General features: G+C 72.3%; 14 protein-coding genes. 9 read left to right on the forward strand and 5 right to left on the reverse strand.

The window, feature by feature from the left end:
* Positions 1-115: 115 nt before the first annotated feature.
* The 3 genes from S1361_RS06055 (at position 116) to S1361_RS06065 (ending at position 5,731) form a co-directional block, all read left to right on the forward strand.
* Entirely contained in the window at positions 116-2,986 is a 2,871-nt protein-coding gene (locus S1361_RS06055) for a DEAD/DEAH box helicase (protein WP_208030796.1), read from the forward strand.
* Positions 2,983-4,260 (forward strand): SWF or SNF family helicase, encoded by a 1,278-nt coding sequence (locus S1361_RS06060; RefSeq protein WP_208030797.1) that lies wholly within the window; start codon positions 2,983-2,985, stop codon positions 4,258-4,260. The genes S1361_RS06055 and S1361_RS06060 overlap by 4 nt, the downstream gene beginning before the upstream one ends.
* 130 nt (positions 4,261-4,390) lie before the next feature.
* Entirely contained in the window at positions 4,391-5,731 is a 1,341-nt protein-coding gene (locus S1361_RS06065) for an esterase-like activity of phytase family protein (protein WP_208030798.1), read from the forward strand.
* A 63-nt stretch (positions 5,732-5,794) separates the two neighbouring features.
* Here S1361_RS06065 and xylA read toward each other — a convergent pair whose 3' ends face one another.
* Positions 5,795-6,961 (reverse strand): xylose isomerase, encoded by a 1,167-nt coding sequence (gene xylA / locus S1361_RS06070; protein WP_208030799.1) that lies wholly within the window; start codon positions 6,959-6,961, stop codon positions 5,795-5,797.
* A gap of 154 nt (positions 6,962-7,115) precedes the next feature.
* On the opposite strand from xylA, the gene xylB reads away from it, so the two are divergent.
* From xylB to exaC, 6 genes are all read left to right on the forward strand, one after another.
* Complete coding sequence (gene xylB, locus S1361_RS06075) at positions 7,116-8,561, forward strand: xylulokinase (RefSeq protein WP_208030800.1); 1,446 nt, start codon at positions 7,116-7,118, stop codon at positions 8,559-8,561.
* A 51-nt stretch (positions 8,562-8,612) separates the two neighbouring features.
* Entirely contained in the window at positions 8,613-9,821 is a 1,209-nt protein-coding gene (locus tag S1361_RS06080) for an ROK family transcriptional regulator (protein ID WP_208030801.1), read from the forward strand.
* Between the two features lie 460 nt (positions 9,822-10,281).
* Positions 10,282-10,884: a hypothetical protein gene (locus tag S1361_RS06085; protein ID WP_208030802.1), complete on the forward strand. Its 603-nt coding sequence runs from the start codon at positions 10,282-10,284 to the stop codon at positions 10,882-10,884.
* Positions 10,885-10,953: 69 nt separating this feature from the next.
* The gene (locus S1361_RS06090; RefSeq protein WP_208036501.1) at positions 10,954-11,553 is read left to right on the forward strand and encodes an N-acetylmuramoyl-L-alanine amidase; all 600 of its coding nucleotides are present in this window, start codon (positions 10,954-10,956) and stop codon (positions 11,551-11,553) included.
* 100 nt (positions 11,554-11,653) lie between these two features.
* A complete protein-coding gene (locus S1361_RS06095) occupies positions 11,654-12,961 on the forward strand; it encodes a GAF domain-containing protein (RefSeq protein ID WP_208030803.1) in 1,308 nt (435 codons plus the stop codon).
* A gap of 56 nt (positions 12,962-13,017) precedes the next feature.
* Complete coding sequence (gene exaC / locus S1361_RS06100) at positions 13,018-14,541, forward strand: acetaldehyde dehydrogenase ExaC (protein WP_208030804.1); 1,524 nt, start codon at positions 13,018-13,020, stop codon at positions 14,539-14,541.
* Between the two features lie 183 nt (positions 14,542-14,724).
* Here the strand turns inward: exaC and S1361_RS06105 are convergent, their stop codons facing one another.
* The 4 genes from S1361_RS06105 to S1361_RS06120 are packed head-to-tail and all read right to left on the reverse strand — an operon-like array spanning position 14,725 to position 19,663.
* Positions 14,725-16,398: a glycoside hydrolase family 13 protein gene (locus S1361_RS06105; protein ID WP_208030805.1), complete on the reverse strand. Its 1,674-nt coding sequence runs from the start codon at positions 16,396-16,398 to the stop codon at positions 14,725-14,727.
* A 57-nt stretch (positions 16,399-16,455) separates the two neighbouring features.
* Positions 16,456-17,289, reverse strand: coding sequence for a carbohydrate ABC transporter permease (locus tag S1361_RS06110; protein WP_208030806.1), 834 nt, complete (start codon positions 17,287-17,289; stop codon positions 16,456-16,458).
* Positions 17,286-18,353, reverse strand: coding sequence for a carbohydrate ABC transporter permease (locus S1361_RS06115; protein WP_208030807.1), 1,068 nt, complete (start codon positions 18,351-18,353; stop codon positions 17,286-17,288). The genes S1361_RS06110 and S1361_RS06115 overlap by 4 nt, the downstream gene beginning before the upstream one ends.
* Before the next feature lie 11 nt (positions 18,354-18,364).
* Positions 18,365-19,663 (reverse strand): ABC transporter substrate-binding protein, encoded by a 1,299-nt coding sequence (locus S1361_RS06120; protein WP_243769104.1) that lies wholly within the window; start codon positions 19,661-19,663, stop codon positions 18,365-18,367.
* Positions 19,664-19,825 lie beyond the last annotated feature (162 nt).

Raw genomic sequence — 19,825 nt, forward strand, 5'->3', positions numbered from 1 at the left:
TCCTCGCGGTACCGGGCTGCGGCTCGCCCCCGGGACTCGACAGCACGGGTGGAAATCGTGCTGTACCCTCGGCGACTCCAGCCGAGTAGTCAAATTTGAGGAGTGCGGCAGAGCTGTGCAGACGATTCCCTCGGCACCACCCTCCGACCTGTCCGAACTCGCCGGGTGCGGCGTGGTCTTCCTGCCGTCCGACCCGGCGCGGGCGGGCCGGATCGGGTTCTGGCGACCGGACGGTGGGACCCCGCCCACGTGCGCGCAGAGTTCCCTGACCGATCTGGAGCTGGCGAAGCCCGCGGCCGACGGCCGGGTCGAACGCGTCCCGGTGCCCGTCCTCCTGCTGCCGGTCAGCGGTGCGCTCGCGGTGCTCACGCGCGCGCGGGCGCTGCCGCGGGAACACCGGGCCGCGGCCTTCTGGCGCACCGCGTACGAACTCGCGCTGGGTTTCCTGGCGCGCGGCCGGCTCCTGCCGGGCCTGTCCCCCGGAGGCCACGACACCTGGCGCGTGGGTCCGCTGTCCGCACCCGATGCGGAGCTGGTCCGGCAACTCGCCGCCGCCATGCCCCCGGAGGCTCGTGCCGTGCCGCTCCCGGGCGACGGGCCGCCGCTGTTGCCCGAACCGGAGCCGCTGCTGCGCGCCTTCCTGGACGCGGTCGCCGACGTACTCCCGCGCTCCCCCGCCGCCCCGCTGGTGACCGGTGGCCCCGCGTACGCGGCACCCGAGCCCCAGCATCTGCCCGCACTGCGTGCCTGGGCCGACGACATCGCCGCCGGCCATGACGCGGGAGTGCGGCTGTCGCTCCGCGTGGAGGCGTCCGGCCTCGACGACGTGCTGCCCCGGGACGACGCTCAGGTCCGCTTCCGCGCTGTGCTCCAGGTGCACGGTCGGAGCGGATCGGACGACGTCATGGATGCCGCCGGTCTGTGGACCGGTGCGGACACCGGGCGCTTGGCGTCCGCTCCACGCGCGCGTGCGGACGCCCTGCTGGCCCTGCGGCGCGCCGCCCGGGCCTGGCCCCCGCTGGCCCCCCTGCTCTCCGCCGCCGTTCCCGACGCGGTGGACCTCGCCGACGAGGAGATCGCCGAGCTGCTGGGCGAGGGTGCGCGGGCGCTGACCGCCGTGGGGGTCGAGGTGCACTGGCCGAAGCACCTGGCGCGCGGCCTCACCGCGCACGCGGCCATCGGCCCGCCGGACGACGGCACCGGCTCGCCCGGAGCGGCCTCGGCCCCGCCGTCGTTCCCGTCCGCGGACACGAAGGTCACGTTCCGCTGGTGGTTCGACCTGGACGGGCGGGAGTTGTCCCGGGAGGACCTCGACCGGCTCGCGGGGGCCAAGCGCCCGCTGGTGCGGCTGCGTGACGGGTGGGTCCTGGTCGATCCGCGCGAGGCGGAACGTGCGCGGACCGCGCCGGACCGTTCCCTCACTCCCGTCGAGGCGCTGGCCGCGGCGCTGACGGGTGCGGCCGAGGTCGACGGCCGGCCGGTCGACGTACGCCCCACAGGATGGCTGGCGGGGCTGCGGGAGCGGCTCACGGCCAACGAGCCGGACACCGGCGCCGTACAGCCGCCGGGCCTGGCCGCGACCCTGCGGGACTACCAGCTGCGCGGCCTCGACTGGCTGGCCCGCACGACCTCCCTCGGTCTGGGCTGCTGCCTGGCCGACGACATGGGGCTCGGCAAGACGATCACGCTGATCGCGCTGCACCTGCACCGGGGGACGGCCCCCTCGACGGCCGGGCCCACGCTCGTCGTCTGCCCGGCCTCGCTGCTCGGCAACTGGCAGCGTGAGGTCGAGCGCTTCGCCCCCGGCGTCCCGGTGCGCCGGTTCCACGGCCCCGGGCGCGACCTGGGGGCTCCGGCGGACGGGGAGTTCGTCCTGACGACCTACGGGACGATGCGCCTGGACGCGGCACGGCTCGCCGGGGTGCCCTGGGGAATGGTCGTGGCCGACGAGGCCCAGCACGTGAAGAACCCTTACTCCGCGACCGCGCGGGCGCTGCGCACGATCACCGCACGCGCGCGCGTGGCGCTCACGGGCACCCCGGTGGAGAACAACCTCACGGAGCTGTGGGCAATCCTCGACTGGACGGCACCCGGCCTGCTCGGCGGTCTCGGCGGCTTCCGCGCGCGGTACGCGCAGCCCGTCGAGGGCGGCGGCGACCCCGCCGCCGCGCAACGGCTCGCCCGGCTCGTCGGGCCGTTCCTGCTGCGGCGGCGCAAGTCCGATCCGGGCATCGCCCCCGAGCTTCCGCCGAAGACCGAGACGGATCACCCGGTGGCCCTCACTGCCGAACAGGCAGGGCTTTACGAGGCGTTGGTGCGCGAGACCCTGGCTCGTGTCGCGACCGCGGACGACATGGCCCGCCGGGGCCTGATCGTGCGGCTACTCACCGGCCTGAAGCAGATCTGCAACCATCCGGCGCAGTTCCTGAAGGAGGAGGATCCGCGGCTCGCGGGCCGCTCGGGGAAGCTGGAGTTGCTGGACGAACTGCTCGGCACCATCCTGGCGGAGGGGTCGGGCGTGCTGGTCTTCACCCAGTACGTGCGCATGGCCCGGTTGCTCGAACGGCATCTGACGGCCCGCGGGGTGCCCTCGCTGCTGCTGCACGGAGGGACGCCGGTCGCCCTGCGCGAGACTCTGGTCCGGCGCTTCCAGGCGGGCGAGGCGCCGGTGTTCCTGCTGTCGCTCAAAGCCGCCGGAACCGGACTGAACCTCACCCGGGCCGAGCATGTCGTGCACTACGACCGCTGGTGGAATCCGGCGGTGGAGGCACAGGCCACCGACCGCGCGTACCGCATCGGGCAGACCCGCCCGGTGCAGGTGCACCGGCTGATCGCCGAGGGGACCCTGGAGGACCGTATCGCGGAGATGCTGGGCCGCAAGCGGCAGCTGGCCGAGGCCGTGCTCGGCACCGGCGAGGCGGCCCTGACGGAACTGTCGGACGAGGAACTGGCCGCACTGGTGGAACTGCGCGGGGAGGCGCGATGAACCGCTGCGAGGACGAGCACGGGCGGGACGCCGGGCGCACGTTCGCCGCACTGCCGCCCGCGCGCGGGCGTGGTTTCGCCCGGAGCTGGTGGGGGCGCGCCTGGCTGCAGGCCCTGGAGGACGCGGCACTGGAAACGGCGGCGGTCAAGGCGGGACGCCGGCTCGCGCGCGCGGGCGGCGTGGGCGCGGTGACCGTGCGGCCGGGCCGGGTCACGGCCGTCGTACGTGACCCCGGTGGAGGGGCCCACCGGGCCGATGTCCTGCTGCCTGAGCTGTCCGACGAGGAGTGGGGGCGGTTCGAGGATCTCGCTGCTGAGCAGGCCGGGCACATGGCCGCGCTGCTCGACCGGGAACTGCCGCCCCATCTGATCGAGGACGCGGCGGTGGCGGGGATCGACCTCCTGCCGGGCCTCGGTGATCTGGAACCGGAGTGCGACTGCGACGCCTGGGACCATTGCGGACACACGGCCGCGCTGTGCCACCAGGTGGCGCGGCTGCTGGACGAGGATCCGCTTCTGCTGCTGCTGGTGCGTGGACGGGGGAAGGACGCCTTCCTGGCCGAACTGCACGTCCGCGGCACCACGGAGCGGTCCGGGGCCACACCGGCGGCCGCGGGCGTGGACGCGGCCGAGGCGTGGGCGGCTGCCGACGTCCTGCCGCCGCTGCCGGCACTGCCCGGGCTCCCGGAGGGCATCGGCACACCGCCGTCCCTCACCGCCGAGGCCGCGGCGGCGCCCGGGATCGACCCCGCGGCACTGGAGCACCTGGCCGGCCGAACCGCCGTGGAGGCCTACAGGCTGCTGGCGGCGGCCCGGTGCGGTGACACACAGGCCGGCACCGACCTCACGGCCGCCCAGGACGCCGTACGGCTGGCCTGTGGACCGGCGCCCGCCGCCGTCGCCGAGCGGCTCGCCACGGGGTCGGGGCGGGACCGTGCCGGGCTGGCGGCGGCCGTCCGCGCCTGGCGGCTGGGGGGCGCGGCGGCGCTGACCGTGCTCGACGAGGAACGGGAGGTGGAGGGCGTGACGCTCGCACGCGCGCGTGCCGCCCTGGTTGCGGCCTGGGAGGCGGACGAGCGGCCGGAGTTCCAGCGGAGCGGCAACCGGTGGACCGTCCACGGCGGAGGCGTTCAGCTGCGGCTCGGGCGCGAGGGCCTCTGGTGGCCGTACCGCGACGAGGGCGGCCGCTGGATACCGGCGGGCGGGGCGGACTCCGACCCCGCCACGGCACTGGCCTCGGCACGGCCCGGCGCAGATGGACCGGAAGGCCTGTGACATGCGGTCGGCACGGGACCGGCATGATCCGACGAGCCGCGGTCGCCGGCCGTTCACCCAGCGGTCGGCGGGCGTTCCTCCGGAGGCCCAAGGGTGGCCGCAGCCAATGACCTTGTCTCCAGGAGGCCTGATGTCCCCGCATGCCGCCGGCCGGCACCGCGTCCACCGTTTCGTCGCCACGGGCCTGCCGCTGACCCTGGCCGCCGTCCTCGTGGCCGCGGGGACGGCCACGGCGGCGCCGTCCGGGGACGCCCGCGTCGTCCGCACGGCGACCCTCGGCGAGATCCCGCTCGGCACGTTCAGCAACGGGCTGCTGCCGGGCAGTGTGGCCGACGACCACGGGGTGAAGCTGGGTGGCATCGGCAGCGACATGTACCCGGCGGGCCGCAAGGACGAGTACTGGACGGTGACCGACCGCGGCCCCAACGGTCAGGTCAAGATCGACGGCAAGAAGCGGCGCACCTTCCCGGTGCCCGGATTCGACCCGGCGATCGTGAGGATCCGGGTCTCCGGGGACAGGGTCGAGGTCGTCGACGCGATCCCGCTGACCACCTCCTCCGGGAAGGCCGTCACCGGGCTGCCGAACCAGAAGGGCCGGGACGAGGCGCCGTACACCTACGACGCGAGGACGCCGCTCTCCTACGACCCGGACGGCCTGGACACCGAGGGCATCGTCCGGGCCGGGGACGGCAGCTTCTGGCTCGTGGACGAGTACGGGCCGTCCCTGGTGCACGTATCCGCGCGCGGGAGGGTCCTCGCGCGCTATGTCCCCAAGGGGCTCGGTACGACCGGCACGGACTACCCGGTGGTGGAGGCGCTGCCGTCGGTCCTGCTGCACCGGAAGACCAACCGCGGGTTCGAGGGACTGGCGCAGCTTCCCGGCGGTGACCTGGTGATGGCTCTGCAGAGCCCGCTCTCGCTGCCGGACGCGGACGCCGGGGACGCCTCGCGCACCACGCGGCTGCTGCGCTTCTCGCCGCGCGAGAAGGCCGTCACGGCCGAGTACGCCTACCGTTTCGACCCGGTCGGCGTGGTGGACCCGGGCGAGGACGACCCTTCCGCGCTGAAGATCTCGTCGGTGGTGGCGGCCGGCCGCGACCGGCTGCTGGTCGAGGAGCGCACGGACAAGACGGCCCGGCTGCAGCTGGTCAGGCTGCGGAACACCTCCGACATCCTCGGCGGCCCCTGGGACGACGACACCACGTCGCCGTCGCTGGAGCAGCTGGACGACCCCGCGACCGCGGGTGTGCCGGTGCTGTCCAAGCAGCTCGTCGTGGACCTGGGCAAGGTCGCCGGGGTGCCCGGGAAGATCGAGGGCATCGCGCGCGTGGATCGCGACACGCTCGCGCTCGTCAACGACAACGACTTCGGGATGACCGACGGGGCGGGCGCGTTCGACGCCGAGGGCCGACTGGTCGACAGCGGGGTCAGGACGACGGTGACGTACGTGCGGCTGCCCGAGAAGCGGTGACACCGGCCTCGGGGCCGGGCGGGCCGGGGTGAGCCGCTGCCGCTCACCCCGGCCCTTCTCCGTTCAGCCCCGCGCGCCCAGGAGGTGGTCCAGGGCCAGCTGGTCGAGGCGTTCGAAGGCCATCCCGCGCGCGGCGGCCGCCGCCAGATCGAAGTCCTCGAAGGCCGCGCGGTCGGCGAGCAGGGCCTGCAGTCCGTCGGCCGCGGTCGGCCGGGCCAGCTCGTCCAGCCGCGACGCGCGCAGCGCCTCCTGCACCTCCGGGTCGGCGCGGAAAGCGGCCGCACGCTCCTTGAGGATGAGGTAGTTGCGCATGCAGCCCGCCGCCGACGCCCACACACCGTCGAGGTCCTCGGTCCTCGGCGGCTTGAAGTCGAAGTGCCGCGGCCCGTCGTAGCCGGCGCTCTCCAGGAGGTCGACGAGCCAGAAGGCGGCCCGCAGGTCACCCGCGCCGAACCGCAGGTCCTGGTCGTACTTGATCCCGGACTGGCCGTTGAGGTCGATGTGGAAGAGCTTGCCCGCCCACAGGGCCTGTGCGATGCCGTGCGGGAAGTTGAGCCCGGCCATCTGCTCGTGGCCGACCTCGGGGTTGACGCCGTACAGCTCGGGCCGCTCCAGGCGCTCGATGAAGGCCAGCGCGTGTCCGACGGTGGGCAGCAGGATGTCGCCGCGGGGTTCGTTCGGCTTGGGCTCGATGGCGAACCGGAGGTCGTAGCCCTGGGAGGTGACGTACTCGCCGAGGAGGTCGAAGGCCTCCTTCATCCGGTCCAGGGCGGCGCGTACGTCCTTGGCGGCCCCGGACTCGGCGCCCTCGCGGCCGCCCCAGGCGACGTACGTCCTCGCGCCCAGTTCGGCCGCCAGGTCGATGTTGCGGATCGTCTTGCGCAGGGCGTAGCGGCGTACGTCGCGGTCGTTGGCGGTGAACGCGCCGTCCTTGAAGACGGGGTGCGTGAACAGGTTCGTGGTGGCCATCGGGACGGTCATGCCGGTGGCGTCCAGGGCCTGCCGGAACCGCTTGATGTGCGACTCGCGCTCGGTGTCCGAGGAGCCGAAGGGGATCAGGTCGTCGTCGTGGAAGGTCACTCCGTGGGCGCCGAGCTCCGCCAGGCGCTGCACCGTCTCGACCGGGTCGAGGGCGCGGCGGGTGGCGTCGCCGAACGGGTCCCTTCCCTGCCAGCCGACGGTCCACAGGCCGAAGGTGAACCTGTCCTCGGGGGTGGGCTGGTAGTTCATGCCGCGGCTCCTTGGTGCGTACGCCTATTCGTCATGGCAGTTTACAAATTAGTATGCCGACGCACCGCTGGGAAGAAACAAGATGTCTTCGACAGCAAGGTGTCTTCGACAGCCCACCGCACATTCCCGCGGAGCCGCGGAAGAGGAGAGCCCGATGTCAGCAGTCGAGGGTCCGCTCGTCGTCGGGGTGGACACGTCCACCCAGTCCACGAAGGCACTGGTGGTCGACGCGGCCACCGGTCAGGTGGTGGCGAGCGGCCAGGCCCCGCACACCGTGACCGCCGGGGCGGGCCGGGAGAGCGATCCGCGTCAGTGGTGGGACGCGCTGTGCGCGGCGCTGCGCCAGTGCGGTGACGCGGCGCACGAGGCGGCGGCGGTGTCGATCGGCGGCCAGCAGCACGGCCTGGTCACCCTGGACGAGCACGGCGAGCCGGTACGCCCGGCGCTGCTGTGGAACGACGTCCGCTCGGCACCGCAGGCCCGCCGGCTGGTGGAGGAACTGGGCGGGGCGAAGGCCTGGGCGGAGCGCACGGGCAGCGTCCCCGGCGCGTCGTTCACGGTCACCAAGTGGGCGTGGCTCGCCGAGCACGAGCCGGAGGCGGTCCGCGCGACCCGGGCGGTACGGCTCCCCCACGACTACCTCACCGAGCGCCTGACCGGGCAGGGCACGACCGACCGCGGCGACGCCTCGGGCACCGGCTGGTGGGCGTCCGGGACGGAGGCGTACGACGAGGAGACCCTGGCCCACATCGGACTCGACCCGGCGCTGCTGCCCCGGGTGGTCCGCCCCGGCGAGGTGGCCGGCACCGTGCGCGACAGCCACGACCTGCCGTTCTCCAAGGGCACCCTGGTGGCCCCGGGGACCGGCGACAACGCGGCGGCGGCGCTGGGCCTCGGCCTGAGGCCCGGCACCCCGGTGCTGAGCCTCGGCACCTCCGGCACGGTGTACGCCGTCTCCCGGCGCCGCCCCACCGACCCCACCGGCACGGTGGCGGGCTTCGCCGACGCGCGCGGGGGCTGGCTGCCGCTGGCCTGCACCCTGAACTGCACCCTCGCGGTGGACCGCGTCGCGGCCCTGCTGAACCTGGACCGGGAGGCCGTGGAACCCGGCGGCTCGGTGACGCTGCTGCCGTACCTGGACGGCGAGCGCACCCCGAATCTTCCGCACGCCTCCGGACTGCTGCACGGACTGCGCCACGACACCACGCCGGGTCAGCTGCTCCAGGCCGCATACGACGGCGCGGTGCACGCACTGCTCGGGGCGCTCGACCTGGTCCTCGACGAGGACGCGGACCGCAGCACCCCGCTGCTCCTGATCGGCGGCGGGGCCCGGGGTACGGCCTGGCAGCAGACGGTGCGCCGGCTCTCCGGGCGGCCCGTCCAGGTGCCCGAGGCCGGGGAACTGGTAGCTCTGGGCGCGGCGGCGCAGGCGGCCGGCCTGCTGACCGGCGAGGATCCCGCGGCGGTGGCCCGCCGCTGGAACACGGCCGCGGGCCCGGTCCTGGAGGCCGTGGAGCGAGACGGGTCGACGCTGGAACGGATCACCGGGGTACTCTCCGACGCGGCCCCGCTGCTGGAGCGGGAGACACACACCCCGTGACCGAGCCGCCCGCCCGCCGCCGGGCGGCAGACACCGAGGATTGACGGAGGCATGACCGCACCGCTGCACGAGGCGCGCCCACCGGGCGCCGGGCGCCCCCTGCCGGACACCCAGCAGGGCATGCGCCGGCGCAACCTCGCCCGGGTGATGCACGCAGTCAGTGCCGAGGGCTCACTGTCCCGGGCGGCGGTCGCCTCCCGGATCGGGCTGACCCGGGCCGCGGTGTCGACGCTGGTGGACGAGCTGATCCGCTGGGGCCTGCTGGAGGAACTGGGCCCCGAACGGCCGGGCCGGGTCGGCCGGCCCGGGTCCGCGCTGGCGGTGAGCGGCCGGGGTCCGGCCGGGATCGGGGCGGAGATCGGCGTCGACCATCTCGCGGTGTGCGCGGTCGACCTGCGCGGCGAGGTCCGTGCCCGGGCGGTACGGCACGGCGCCAACCGGGGCCGGGCCGCCGAGCCTGTGATCGCGGAGCTGACGGCGCTCATCCGCCGGGTCGTCGCGGAGGCGGAACGGGCGCAACTCTGGCCCGCCGGGCTCGCGGTCGCCGTGCCAGGGCTCGTGGCCCGGGACGGACGGACGGTGGTACGGGCCCCGAACCTCGACTGGCACGACACCGACCTCGGCCGGCTGCTCCCCGACGACTGGCCGCTGACCGTGGACAACGAGGCCAACTTCGGCGCCCTGGCGGAGCTGTGGCTCGGGGCCGGCACCCCCGGTGACTTCCTGCACGTGTCGGCCGAGATCGGCATCGGTGCCGCGGTCGTCGTCGACGGCCGGCTGCTGCGCGGGACCCGGGGATTCGCGGGCGAACTGGGCCATGTACCGGTACGGCCGGACGGGCCCACCTGCCCCTGCGGCGGCCGGGGCTGCCTGGAGCAGTACGCGGGCGAGGAGGCGGTCGTGCGCGCGGCCGGGCTGGAGCCGCACGAGGACCTGGTGGGCCTGCTCGCGGAGCGCGCCGTGGCGGGCGACGAGGCCGTGCGGGCGGCCCTGCGGGACGCCGGTACGGCCCTCGGCATCGCCCTGACCGGAGCGGTGAACCTGCTCGACCCGGAGACGGTGGTCCTGGGCGGCGCCCTGGCCGGCCTCTCCCCCTGGCTGCTGCCGTCCCTGGAGACGGAGCTGACGGGCCGTACGGCAGGCCCGGCCTGCCCGGTGACGGTGTCCCCGCTGGGACCCCAGGGCCCGCTGCTGGGCGCCGCGCACTCGGTCGTCCGGGCGGTACTGGACGATCCTGCCGTGGTGGCGGAGCGCGCCTGACCCGGCTCCCCGGCCCCGTGTGTCCCCAGCCTCGCCCGATCGGGTGATCGAGTTGTCCACAAGCCTCGACTTGTCCACGGAACCGCGGCACGCCCTTCTGCCCGACCGCCCCGAGCCGTACCGTGAATTCACGCGAAGCGCAGCCGACGGACCGTCATGAACGGTCGGGGGCCCGCGAGATGACGCAAGCGCGCAGGCGGCAGGCGGCAGCGGACCGACACATTCGGGGGGACATATGGACCGGGAGCCGATCAAGGCACTGCGACGCGACGCCATCGGATCGGGCGAGGCCTTGTTCCGGAGCATCGCGGCGACGGCACCGGCCGCCGCGGTGGCCGCGTCGAGGCCGTCCGGCGCCGCCTCCACCGGCGGCAGCCTTCCGACGGCGGCGCCGACCACGGCCCGGCCGTTCCGACGCACCGGTCTGCCGGCGGGCTCCGCTGAAGGGAGCCACGTCACGATGACCGAGCCCCGGATCATCACCGTGCGCCCGGAACCGGACCGGTACGCCTGGACGTTCGGCGGGGCGGCGGCGCCGGCACGGATCGCACCCGGCACCGTCCTCGCCCTGGACACCAAGGACTGCTTCGCCCACCGGGTCCGCTCCGAGACCAGGGCCGAGCGCACCTCCGGGTCGGCGGGTGCCACGCCCGCCGTGCCGTGCCTCGGGTCCAGGGGCAGCTCCACCGGGATGCCGGACGCGCACGGCGGGAACATGGCCACGCCGGAGATACGAGCCAGCATCACGTGCGACCTGGGGGTCAACGCCGAGGGGGCCCTGCTCGGCCTCGGCGACGGACACGCCCGCTCGGCCCGCCCGCTGGAGGACGCGTTCCGGATATCCCAGCTCGACCTGGTGGAGTGGCTGGTGCGCGACTACGGGTTCAGTGAGCTGGACGCGCACCAATCCGCGACCCAGGCGGTCGAATCGCCGTTGGCCGCCGTGTGCGACACCAACTACACGTGCGTGGCCAAGCCCCGCACGCAGTGGCTGCCCGCGCGGGAGACGTACCGCGGCGTGCACGCGCGGCTGCCGGAGACCGCACGAACCCCGCGCGGCTGACGTCTCCGCCGTACCTCTGACTCCCGAAGGGCCTTCCGCAGGCATCCCGAAAGGCATCCCGCCATGGACATGGACCGAGCCGAACCGCGGCTCAGCCGACGACGGCTGCTGAAGGGCGCGGCGCTCGCCGCCGTCCCCTACGCTCTGCTCCCCGACCCGCGTGCCGGAGCGCAGACCGGTTTCGTCGACTACCCGCCGGCCGAGTGGCAGCCGGCGAGCATCTCCAACTACACGATGGCCGAACGACCGAGCGACTACGCGATCGACCGGGTGGTCATCCACGTGACGCAGGAGACGTACACCAACACGCTGGCGATCTTCGGCAATCCGACGAAGAAGGTCTCCGCGCACTATGTGGTCCGCTCGGCGGACGGGCATGTCGCGCAGTGCGTGCACGAGGCCGACATCGCCTGGCACGCGGGCAACTGGAGCTACAACACGCGCAGCATCGGCATCGAGCACGAGGGCTGGGTGGACCGGCCCGGCTATTTCACCAACGCCCTCTACGAGGAGTCGGCGAAGCTCACGGCGGCGATCTGCGCCGCGTACGGCATCCCCCGCGACCGCGAGCACATCATCGGCCACTATCAGGTGCCCGGCACCGACCACACCGACCCGGGACCGGCCTGGGACTGGGTGCGCTACATCAGACTGGTCAACTTCGCCTAGCCGCGGCGCAGCCCCCGTCGCACCGGTTGTCCGCGCGAACACCCGGGGTGACGATGGTCCCCGCCGCCTTAACACCGCCATCACGTCCGGGGAGGCCGAATTGACCGATCCGTGGGTTGCCCTGGAGCCGGGGGCCGACCCCGCCGAGCGGGTCCGGGTGCTGCGCCGGGCGCACGAGACGTTCACCACGGCGGGGACGGTGCCGCGCCCGGTGCGGTCGGTGGTGGCGGAGTCCTGGCGGCGCAGCGCGCTGGCCGGTGTCGGGCCGGACGGCACCGCGTGCGTGGAGCTGTCCGACGGCGACCTGGGTGCCTACCGCGCGGAGCATCCGCTGGCCCGGGTGATGCCCCTGTTCCGGGAGCTGATGGGGACGTTCGCGGCCGACGGCGAGCATCTGCTGGCGGTGTGCGACGCGCACGGCAGGCTGCTGTGGGTGGAGGGGCATGCGGCCACCCGGCGCCGCGCGGACCGGATGAACTTCGTGCCCGGGGCCCGCTGGTCGGAGAGCGCGGTCGGCACCAACGCGCCGGGGACCGCGGTCGCCGTGGGCCGGCCCGTGCAGGTGTTCGCCGCGGAGCACTTCATACGGCGCGTGCAGCCGTGGACGTGCGCCGCCGCTCCGGTGCACGATCCACGCACCGGTCGGGTCCTCGGGGCCGTGGACATCACCGGCGGGGACGGGCTCGCCCATCCGCACAGCCTCGGCTTCGTGCAGGCGGTGGCGCGGGCCGCCGAGGCACAGCTCGCCCTGCTGGCCCCGCCGCCCGCCGCCGGGGAGGGGCCGCTGCTGGGAGCGCTGGGCCGGGACGAGGCCGAACTCGCCCTGGACGGGCGGCGGATCAGGCTGAGCCGCCGGCACAGCGAGATCCTCCTGCTGCTCTCCCGGCATCCCGAGGGCCTGAGCGGTGACGAGCTGCTGTGCGCCCTGTACGCGGACGAGTCGGTGACCCCGGTGACGTTGCGGGCCGAACTGGCCCGGCTGCGCAGGCTGCTGGGTCCGGGGCTGCTCGCCTCGCGGCCCTACCGGCTGACGGCCACGGTCGAGTCGGACGCCACCGTCGTGGAGCGGCGGCTGGAGACGGGTGCGCTCACCGCGGCGGCGGAGGCCTACACCGGGCCCCTGCTGCCCGGCTCGCAGGCCCCGGCGATCGTCCGGCTGCGGGAGCGGCTCGCGGGCGCGCTGCGCACGGCGCTGATCGCGCACCGGGATCCCGACCTGCTGGCGGACTGGGCGCACGCGCCCTGGGGTGAGGACGACCTCGAGGTGTGGCGGGCGCTCGCGGCGGTGCGCCCGACGGCCCCGGTCCGCGCCCGGCTCGCCGCGCTGGAGGCCGAGCTGGCGGTACCGGTCGGACGGGCACCGGGGCGGACCTGCGGTGCAACGTACGTGCAACGTCCGCCTGCCTAGCCTCGCGCCGAGAGCTGCCCAACGGCGGGCAGCGCCGCACCAGGAGGCAGACCAGCATGACTCGTTACGCGGCGCCGGGCACCGAAGGCGCGATCGTCTCCTACCAGGCACGCTACGACCACTTCATCGGCGGCACCTATGTGCCGCCGGCGCGTGGGCGGTACTTCGAGAATCCGTCGCCGGTCAACGGGCAGCCGTTCACGGAGATCGCGCGCGGTACCGCTGAGGACGTCGAGCGGGCGTTGGACGCGGCGCACGAGGCGGCACCCGGGTGGGGCCGTACGCCGGTGGCGGAGCGATCGGAGATCCTGCTGAAGATCGCCGACCGGATGGAGGCGTACCTGGAGCCGCTGGCGGTGGCCGAGAGCTGGGAGAACGGCAAGCCGGTGCGGGAGACGCTGGCGGCCGACATCCCGCTCGCGATCGACCACTTCCGCTATTTCGCGGGGGCGATCCGGGCGCAGGAGGGATCGCTGGGCGAGGTGGACGACGACACGGTGGCCTACCACTTCCACGAGCCGCTCGGGGTCGTCGCGCAGATCATCCCGTGGAACTTCCCGATCCTGATGGCCGCCTGGAAGCTGGCACCGGCGCTGGCCGCGGGGAACGCGGTGGTCCTGAAGCCGGCCGAGCAGACCCCGGCCTCCATCCACTACTGGCTGAGCCTGGTCGCGGACCTGCTGCCGCCGGGCGTGCTGAACATCGTCAACGGCTTCGGCGCGGAGGCGGGCAAGCCGCTGGCGTCGAGCCCGCGGGTGGCGAAGATCGCGTTCACCGGGGAGACCACGACCGGGCGGCTGATCATGCAGTACGCCTCGGAGAACATCAAACCGGTCACCCTGGAGCTCGGCGGGAAGTCACCGAACATCTTCTTCGACGACGTGTGGGCGCAGGACGACGACTTCCGCGACAAGGCGCTCGAAGGCTTCACGATGTTCGCGCTCAACCAGGGCGAGGTCTGCACCTGCCCGTCCCGGGCGTTGATCCAGCGCGGGCACTACGCGGAGTTCCTGGAGGCGGCCGTCGAACGCACCCGGCTCATCAAGCCGGGCCATCCGCTGGACACCGACACCATGATCGGCGCCCAGGCCTCCAACGACCAGCTGGAGAAGATCCTCTCCTACCTGGACATCGGCCGCCAGGAGGGCGCGAGGATCCTCATCGGCGGTGAACGCATCGAGCAGGAAGGCGAGTTGAAGGGCGGGTACTACGTCCAGCCGACCATCTTCGAGGGCGACAACCGCATGCGGGTCTTCCAGGAGGAGATCTTCGGACCGGTCGTGTCGGTGACCTCCTTCGACGACTTCGACGACGCCATCAAGATCGCCAACGACACGCTGTACGGCCTGGGCGCGGGCGTGTGGACCCGGGACATCAACACCGCCTACCGGGCGGGCCGGGCGATCCAGGCGGGCCGGGTGTGGACCAACTGCTACCACGCCTACCCCGCGCACGCGGCGTTCGGCGGCTACAAGCAGTCCGGGATCGGCCGCGAGACCCACAAGATGATGCTGGAGCACTACCAGCAGACGAAGAACCTCCTGGTGTCGTACTCGCCGAGGAAGCTCGGTTTCTTCTAGAGCCAGGTCTGCAGCAGAGGCACGCCGCCCACCTCGGCGCTCCCCGAGGACGCTGCGTCTCCGGCTCCCCACGCGCGTCCTGGACCGAGTGCGGCTACCCGGACCGGGACGCGCGGCCAGAAGGGCCCAGGGCCTGTCCGGTGAGCAGGGGGAACACCGGACAGGTCCCGGGCAGGCGTACGGCTACACGGAGAGCCAGACCGCCTCGTCAGGTGCCAGCAGCCCGCCCTGCGCGGTACCGCTGGCCAGCAGGATCGACGTGTGGTCGGGGAGCCGGTATGCCGTGGCCGAGAGGTTGACGACGCATACGAAGCCCGGGTCCCGCCGGAAGGCCAGGACGCCCTCGGCGGCGTCGAGCCAGGTGAGGGTGCCGTCGCCGAGCGCGGGGTGCTCACGGCGCAGCCGCACGGCGCCGCGGTAGAGCTCGAGCATGGACGTCTCGTCCCTGGTTTGCGCTTCCACGGTGTGCTCAGCCCAGTCCGCCGGCTGCGGCAGCCAGGGCGCCGCGGAAGCGTCCTCGGGGCTGAAGCCGTACGGTGGCGTCCGCCCGGACCAGGGGATGGGTACCCGGCAGCCGTCGCGGCCTCGGTCCGTGTGTCCGGACCGCTCCCAGATGGGGTCCTGGAGTACGGCTTCGGGCAGGTCCTCGACCTCGGGGAGACCGAGTTCCTCACCTTGGTAGATGTAGGCGCCGCCGGGCAGGGCCAACATCAGCAGGGCTGCGGCACGGGCGCGCCGGGTGCCCAGTTCCAGATCCACGGGGCCTTCGGGCCGGTAGGGCTCGTTGACCGCCCATCGCTTGACCGTCGTGCGGCCGTAGCGGCTGGTGTGGCGCATGACATCGTGGTTGGAGAGCACCCAGGTGGCCGGTGCGCCCACCGCCCCGAGCATGCCGAGGGAGTCGTCGATGACAGCGCGCAGGTCCTTTGCGCTCCAACTGGACATGAGGAAGTCGAAGTTGAAGGCGGTGTGCAGACCGTCCCGGCGGACGTAGGCGGCGAGCCGTTCAGGGGTGTCGGCCCACGCTTCGGCGACGAAACACCGGTCGCCGGGGAACTCGTCGGCCACCTTGCGCCAGGCACGGTAGATCTCGTGGACCTCGTCGCGGTCCCAGTGCGGGTGGTCGGTGTGCTGCTGGGGCCCCTCCTGCGAGGGGTCGGCAGTGGCGAGGGGACCCTGCTGGGCCGGCTGCTGACGGGGAGGCAGGTCGGGCAGTCCGGGGTGCTTGACGAGGCCGTGGGCGACATCGATACGGAAGCCGTCGACACCCCGGCTGAACCAGAAGCGCAGGATCGACTCGAACTCTGCCCGCACCTCGGGGTGCTCCCAGTTGAGGTCGGGCTGCTCGGGGGCGAACAAGTGCAGGTACCAGTCCCCGTCGGGCAGCCGTGTCCAGGCCGGGCCGCCGAAGCAGGAGACCCAGTCGTTGGGGGGTTCGCCCCCGTCGGGTCCGCGGCCGGGCCGGAAGACGTAGCGTTCGCGTTCCGGGCTGCCGGGTCCGGCCGCCAGGGCGGCCTGGAACCAGGCATGCTGATCGGAAGTGTGGTTGGGCACGATGTCGGGGATGACTCGGATCCCGTGTCGATGCGCCTCGGCGATGAGTTCCTCGGCCTCGGCCACCGTGCCGAACAGCGGGTCGATCGCGCGGTAGTCGGCCACGTCGTAACCGTGGTCCGCCATCGGTGACTTGTACCACGGGTTGATCCAGATGGCGTCGACGCCGAGCGACTTCAGGTACGGAAGGCGGGAGCGGATGCCCGCGATGTCGCCGACGCCGTCGCCGTTTCCGTCGGCGAAACTGCGGATGTAGACCTGGTAGATGACGGCGTCGCGCCACCACGGTGCAGTACCGGACATGCTGCTGCGTTGCTCCTTCGGGGATGGGGAGGGAGGGACGGGCGTGCCGTCCGGTGGCTACTTGGCCGCGCCTGCGGTGAGTCCGGCGACGATGCGGCGCTGGAAGAGCAGCACCACGACCACCAGGGGCACGGTGACCAGGACTCCCGCTGCCATCTGACTGCCGAACGGGGTCTCGAACTGGGTGGCGCCGGCGAACTTCGACATGGCGACCGGTGCGGTCTGCATGCCCGGCTTGTTGGTCATCGACAGGGCGATGAGGAACTCGTTCCAGGCAGCGATGAACGTGATGATCGCGGTGGTGAAGATGCCCGGTGCGGCGAGGGGGATGATGACCTTGCGGAAGGCCTGACCGCGCGTGCATCCGTCGATCATGGCGGCGTGCTCCAGTTCGTCGGGCATCTGCCGGAAGAAGGTGGTCAGGTTCCACACCGCCAGGGGGAGCGCGAAGGACATGCTCGGCACGATCATCGCCTGGTAGGTGTTGATCCAGCCGATGTCGGTGAACAGCTTCAGCAGGGGAACCACGATGGACACCACCGGGAACATCGAGGTGGCGATGATCAGGGTGAGGATGAGCCGTTTGAACCGGAAGTCCAGCCGGGCCATCGCGTAGGCGGTGCAGGTGGCCAGCAGCAGCGCCAGCGCGGTGGTGATACCGGCCACGATCAGGCTGTTGAGCAGCGCTTTGGTGAAGCCCTGCGAGGGGTCGAACGCCGCGCGGTAGTTCTCGAACGACACCGTGCTGGGGAACAGTGAGGTGTCGAAGATGTCCGAGCTGCGCCGCAGGCTGGAGACCAGCATCCAGTAGAACGGGGCCAGGCAGTAGGCCACCACCGCGACCACACCCACGTAGAGCAGTCGGTTCCGCCATCTCGCCGTCGTGGTCATGCCGCCACCTCCGCACGGCGCAGGGCCGCGAAGCGCCGACGCCTGGTCCTTCCCGGACTGCTGCTGCGTTCGGTGCCGCCGACGAGGTCGGTACCGAGCAGCCGGACGAAGGCGAACGCGATGAGGAAGACGTAGAGGAAGAGGAGCACCGCGTAGGCGGAGGCCGGTCCGAAGCGGACGTTGGAAGCCTCGTGCTGCGCCAGCATCGACAGGGTCTCCACCGAATTCTTCTGCGCGCCGATGAGGATGTAGGGCAGGTCGAACATCCGCAGCGCGTCCATGCAGCGGAACAGCACCGCTACCAGCAGCGCGGGCTTCACCAGGGGCAGGGTGATGTGCCAGAACCGGCGCAGGGCGCCTGCGCCGTCGATGCGCGCGGCCTCGTAGACCTCATTCGGGATCACCTGCAGGCCGGCCAGGACCAGCAGACCGATGAACGGCGCGGTCTTCCACACCTCGGCGACGATGACCGCGACCTTGGCGTGGAAGCCTTCGGTGGTCCACAGGATCTGGTGGCCGATGAGGGCGTTGGCAACGCCGTCGCTGTGGAAGATCCAGCGCCACAGCAGGGCGGAGATGGCTGTGGGCACCGCCCAGGGGACGAGGATGCCGGCCCGTACCAGCGCTCTGCCGCGGAACGCCTTGTGCATGATCAGGGCCATGGCCACCCCGATCACGGTTTCGAGCCCCACGGTGACGACGGTGAAGAAGGTGGTGTTCCAGAAGGCGTTCCAGAAGCGGTCTCCGGCGGCGCCGAAGATCTGGCTGTAGTTCTCCAGGCCGACGAAAGGTTCAGTGGTGCGGATGAAACCGGTCGTCGGGTCCAGCCCCTTGACCCCGTACAGTGACTCCCGCAGCGCCATCAGCGTCGGATAGAGCACGACGATCGACAGCACCAGGAGCGTCGGGGACACCAGCAGGGCCGCCGTCCATCCCGAGCCCGCGGTCGCCTTGGTGCGCGTGCGACGAGGGTTCGCCTGCCCGGCGGGCCGTACTGAAGGACTGCCGGTTGTGGTGCCGGGTTCTTCCGCCTCTGTGTCGGGCGGGGTCCTGGTGTCGGCCATGACCACGCTCCTCACTGCGCCGTGGACTTCTGCAGGTCGCTCTGCAGGTCCTTGAGCGCCTGCGCGCTGCTCTTGCTGCCGGTGAGCGCGGCGTACGCCTCCTGCTGGATCGCCGACGTCACGTCGCCGTAGCTCACGACCCGCGGGCGCGGGACGGCACGCAGGATCGACTGCTTCAGAACGGGCAGGTACGGATACTGCTTGACCAGCGAGGGGTCGTCGTAGAGGTTCGCGTACGGCGGGGCGAGGGAGGCGTCCTTCAGGAACGTGCTCGCGCTGGTCTCGCTGCTGAAGAACTTCATGAAGTCCAGTGCGGTGGCCTTGTTCTTCGCGAAGGACGACAGGGCCAGGTTGTGGCCGCCGAGGCTGGAGGAGCCGGGACCGTTGAGGCCGGGCAGCGGCGCGACCGCGAACTTCCCCGCCAGCTTGCTCTTCTCGGCAAGTGCGTACATGTACGGCCAGTTGCGCTGGAATACCAGCTTGCCGGCCTGGAACGCCTGACGCCCTTCCTCCTCCTGGTAGGTGACCGCCTCCCTGGGGATGGTCCCGTCCTTGACCGCGCCGGCGAGGAAGTCCAGCCCCGCGCGGGCCTCGGGCGTGTCGACGTCGGGCTTCCCGCCGGCATCGGTGACGGTGCCGCCCGCGGAGTTCACGGCCTCGGCAAAGTTGACCGTCAGGCCTTCGTACTTCTGCAACTGACCGGCGTAGCACGACATGTCCTTCGCCTCGGGCAGCTTCCTCACCTTGGCGCAGTCGTCCGTCATCTCCGCCCAGGTGACGGGCGGCCGGGTGATGCCGGCCTTCTTCAGCAGGTCGGTGCGGTAGTACAGCATGCCGCCGTCCGAGCTGGCGGGTGCCGCATACAGACCACCGCGGTACCTCGCCGTCTCCACCACCGGCTTGAGCATCTTCGCCAGCGGGAACTGCTGCTCGGGCAAGCGGTCGATCCACTGGTGGGCGGCGAACTCCGAGGTCCACACGACGTCGAGGGAGAGCACCGTGTAGGCGTCGGACTTCGTCTCCGCGTTCTGGATCATCTGCTGCCGCTGCGAGTCCGCGTCCGTCGGCAGCTGCACGAAGCTGACCTTCTCCTTCGGGTGCAGCGCGTTCCAACGGGCGATGACCTTGGGGACGACGCCCGTGGCGTCCTTGCCGGCCACGTACGTGATGGGTCCGCGGCCCTGGAAGGACGTGCTCCCGGCCTGCTCCCCTGAGTCTGTGCCTCCGGACGAGCCGCAGGCGCTGAGGAGAAGCCCGGCGGTGGCGAGGATCGCGGAACCCTGAAGAGCTCTGGTGGTCTTGGTCTTCACTGTCTTTCTTTCTCCTGGTCGTGCGGAAACCGAAGTGTGACGGACAGTGCTGTCGCAACGTTGCATGAAAGAAAGCTGCTGGTCAGCAAGCCAAATGACTGCTTCGGGGGAGCGAATTCGATCTCGTCGAGACAACGCTTGCACGCTAGGAGTGCACCTGTG

Origin of the sequence: Streptomyces cyanogenus (genome assembly GCF_017526105.1) — a bacterium.
In the GTDB taxonomy this organism is placed as follows: domain Bacteria; phylum Actinomycetota; class Actinomycetes; order Streptomycetales; family Streptomycetaceae; genus Streptomyces; species Streptomyces cyanogenus.

Bases quoted from the DNA above. Each gene is read 5' to 3' on its own strand.
- S1361_RS06085 (WP_208030802.1), top strand. From the start codon at position 10,282: ATGACCGAGCCCCGGATCATCACCGTGCGCCCGGAACCGGACCGGTAC.
- xylA (WP_208030799.1), bottom strand. From the start codon at position 6,961: ATGAACTACCAGCCCACCCCCGAGGACAGGTTCACCTTCGGCCTGTGG.
- exaC (WP_208030804.1), top strand. From the start codon at position 13,018: ATGACTCGTTACGCGGCGCCGGGCACCGAAGGCGCGATCGTCTCCTAC.
- S1361_RS06105 (WP_208030805.1), bottom strand. From the start codon at position 16,398: ATGTCCGGTACTGCACCGTGGTGGCGCGACGCCGTCATCTACCAGGTC.
- S1361_RS06060 (WP_208030797.1), top strand. From the start codon at position 2,983: ATGAACCGCTGCGAGGACGAGCACGGGCGGGACGCCGGGCGCACGTTC.
- xylB (WP_208030800.1), top strand. From the start codon at position 7,116: ATGTCAGCAGTCGAGGGTCCGCTCGTCGTCGGGGTGGACACGTCCACC.
- S1361_RS06090 (WP_208036501.1), top strand. From the start codon at position 10,954: ATGGACCGAGCCGAACCGCGGCTCAGCCGACGACGGCTGCTGAAGGGC.
- S1361_RS06065 (WP_208030798.1), top strand. From the start codon at position 4,391: ATGTCCCCGCATGCCGCCGGCCGGCACCGCGTCCACCGTTTCGTCGCC.
- S1361_RS06115 (WP_208030807.1), bottom strand. From the start codon at position 18,353: ATGGCCGACACCAGGACCCCGCCCGACACAGAGGCGGAAGAACCCGGC.
- S1361_RS06080 (WP_208030801.1), top strand. From the start codon at position 8,613: ATGACCGCACCGCTGCACGAGGCGCGCCCACCGGGCGCCGGGCGCCCC.
- S1361_RS06110 (WP_208030806.1), bottom strand. From the start codon at position 17,289: ATGACCACGACGGCGAGATGGCGGAACCGACTGCTCTACGTGGGTGTG.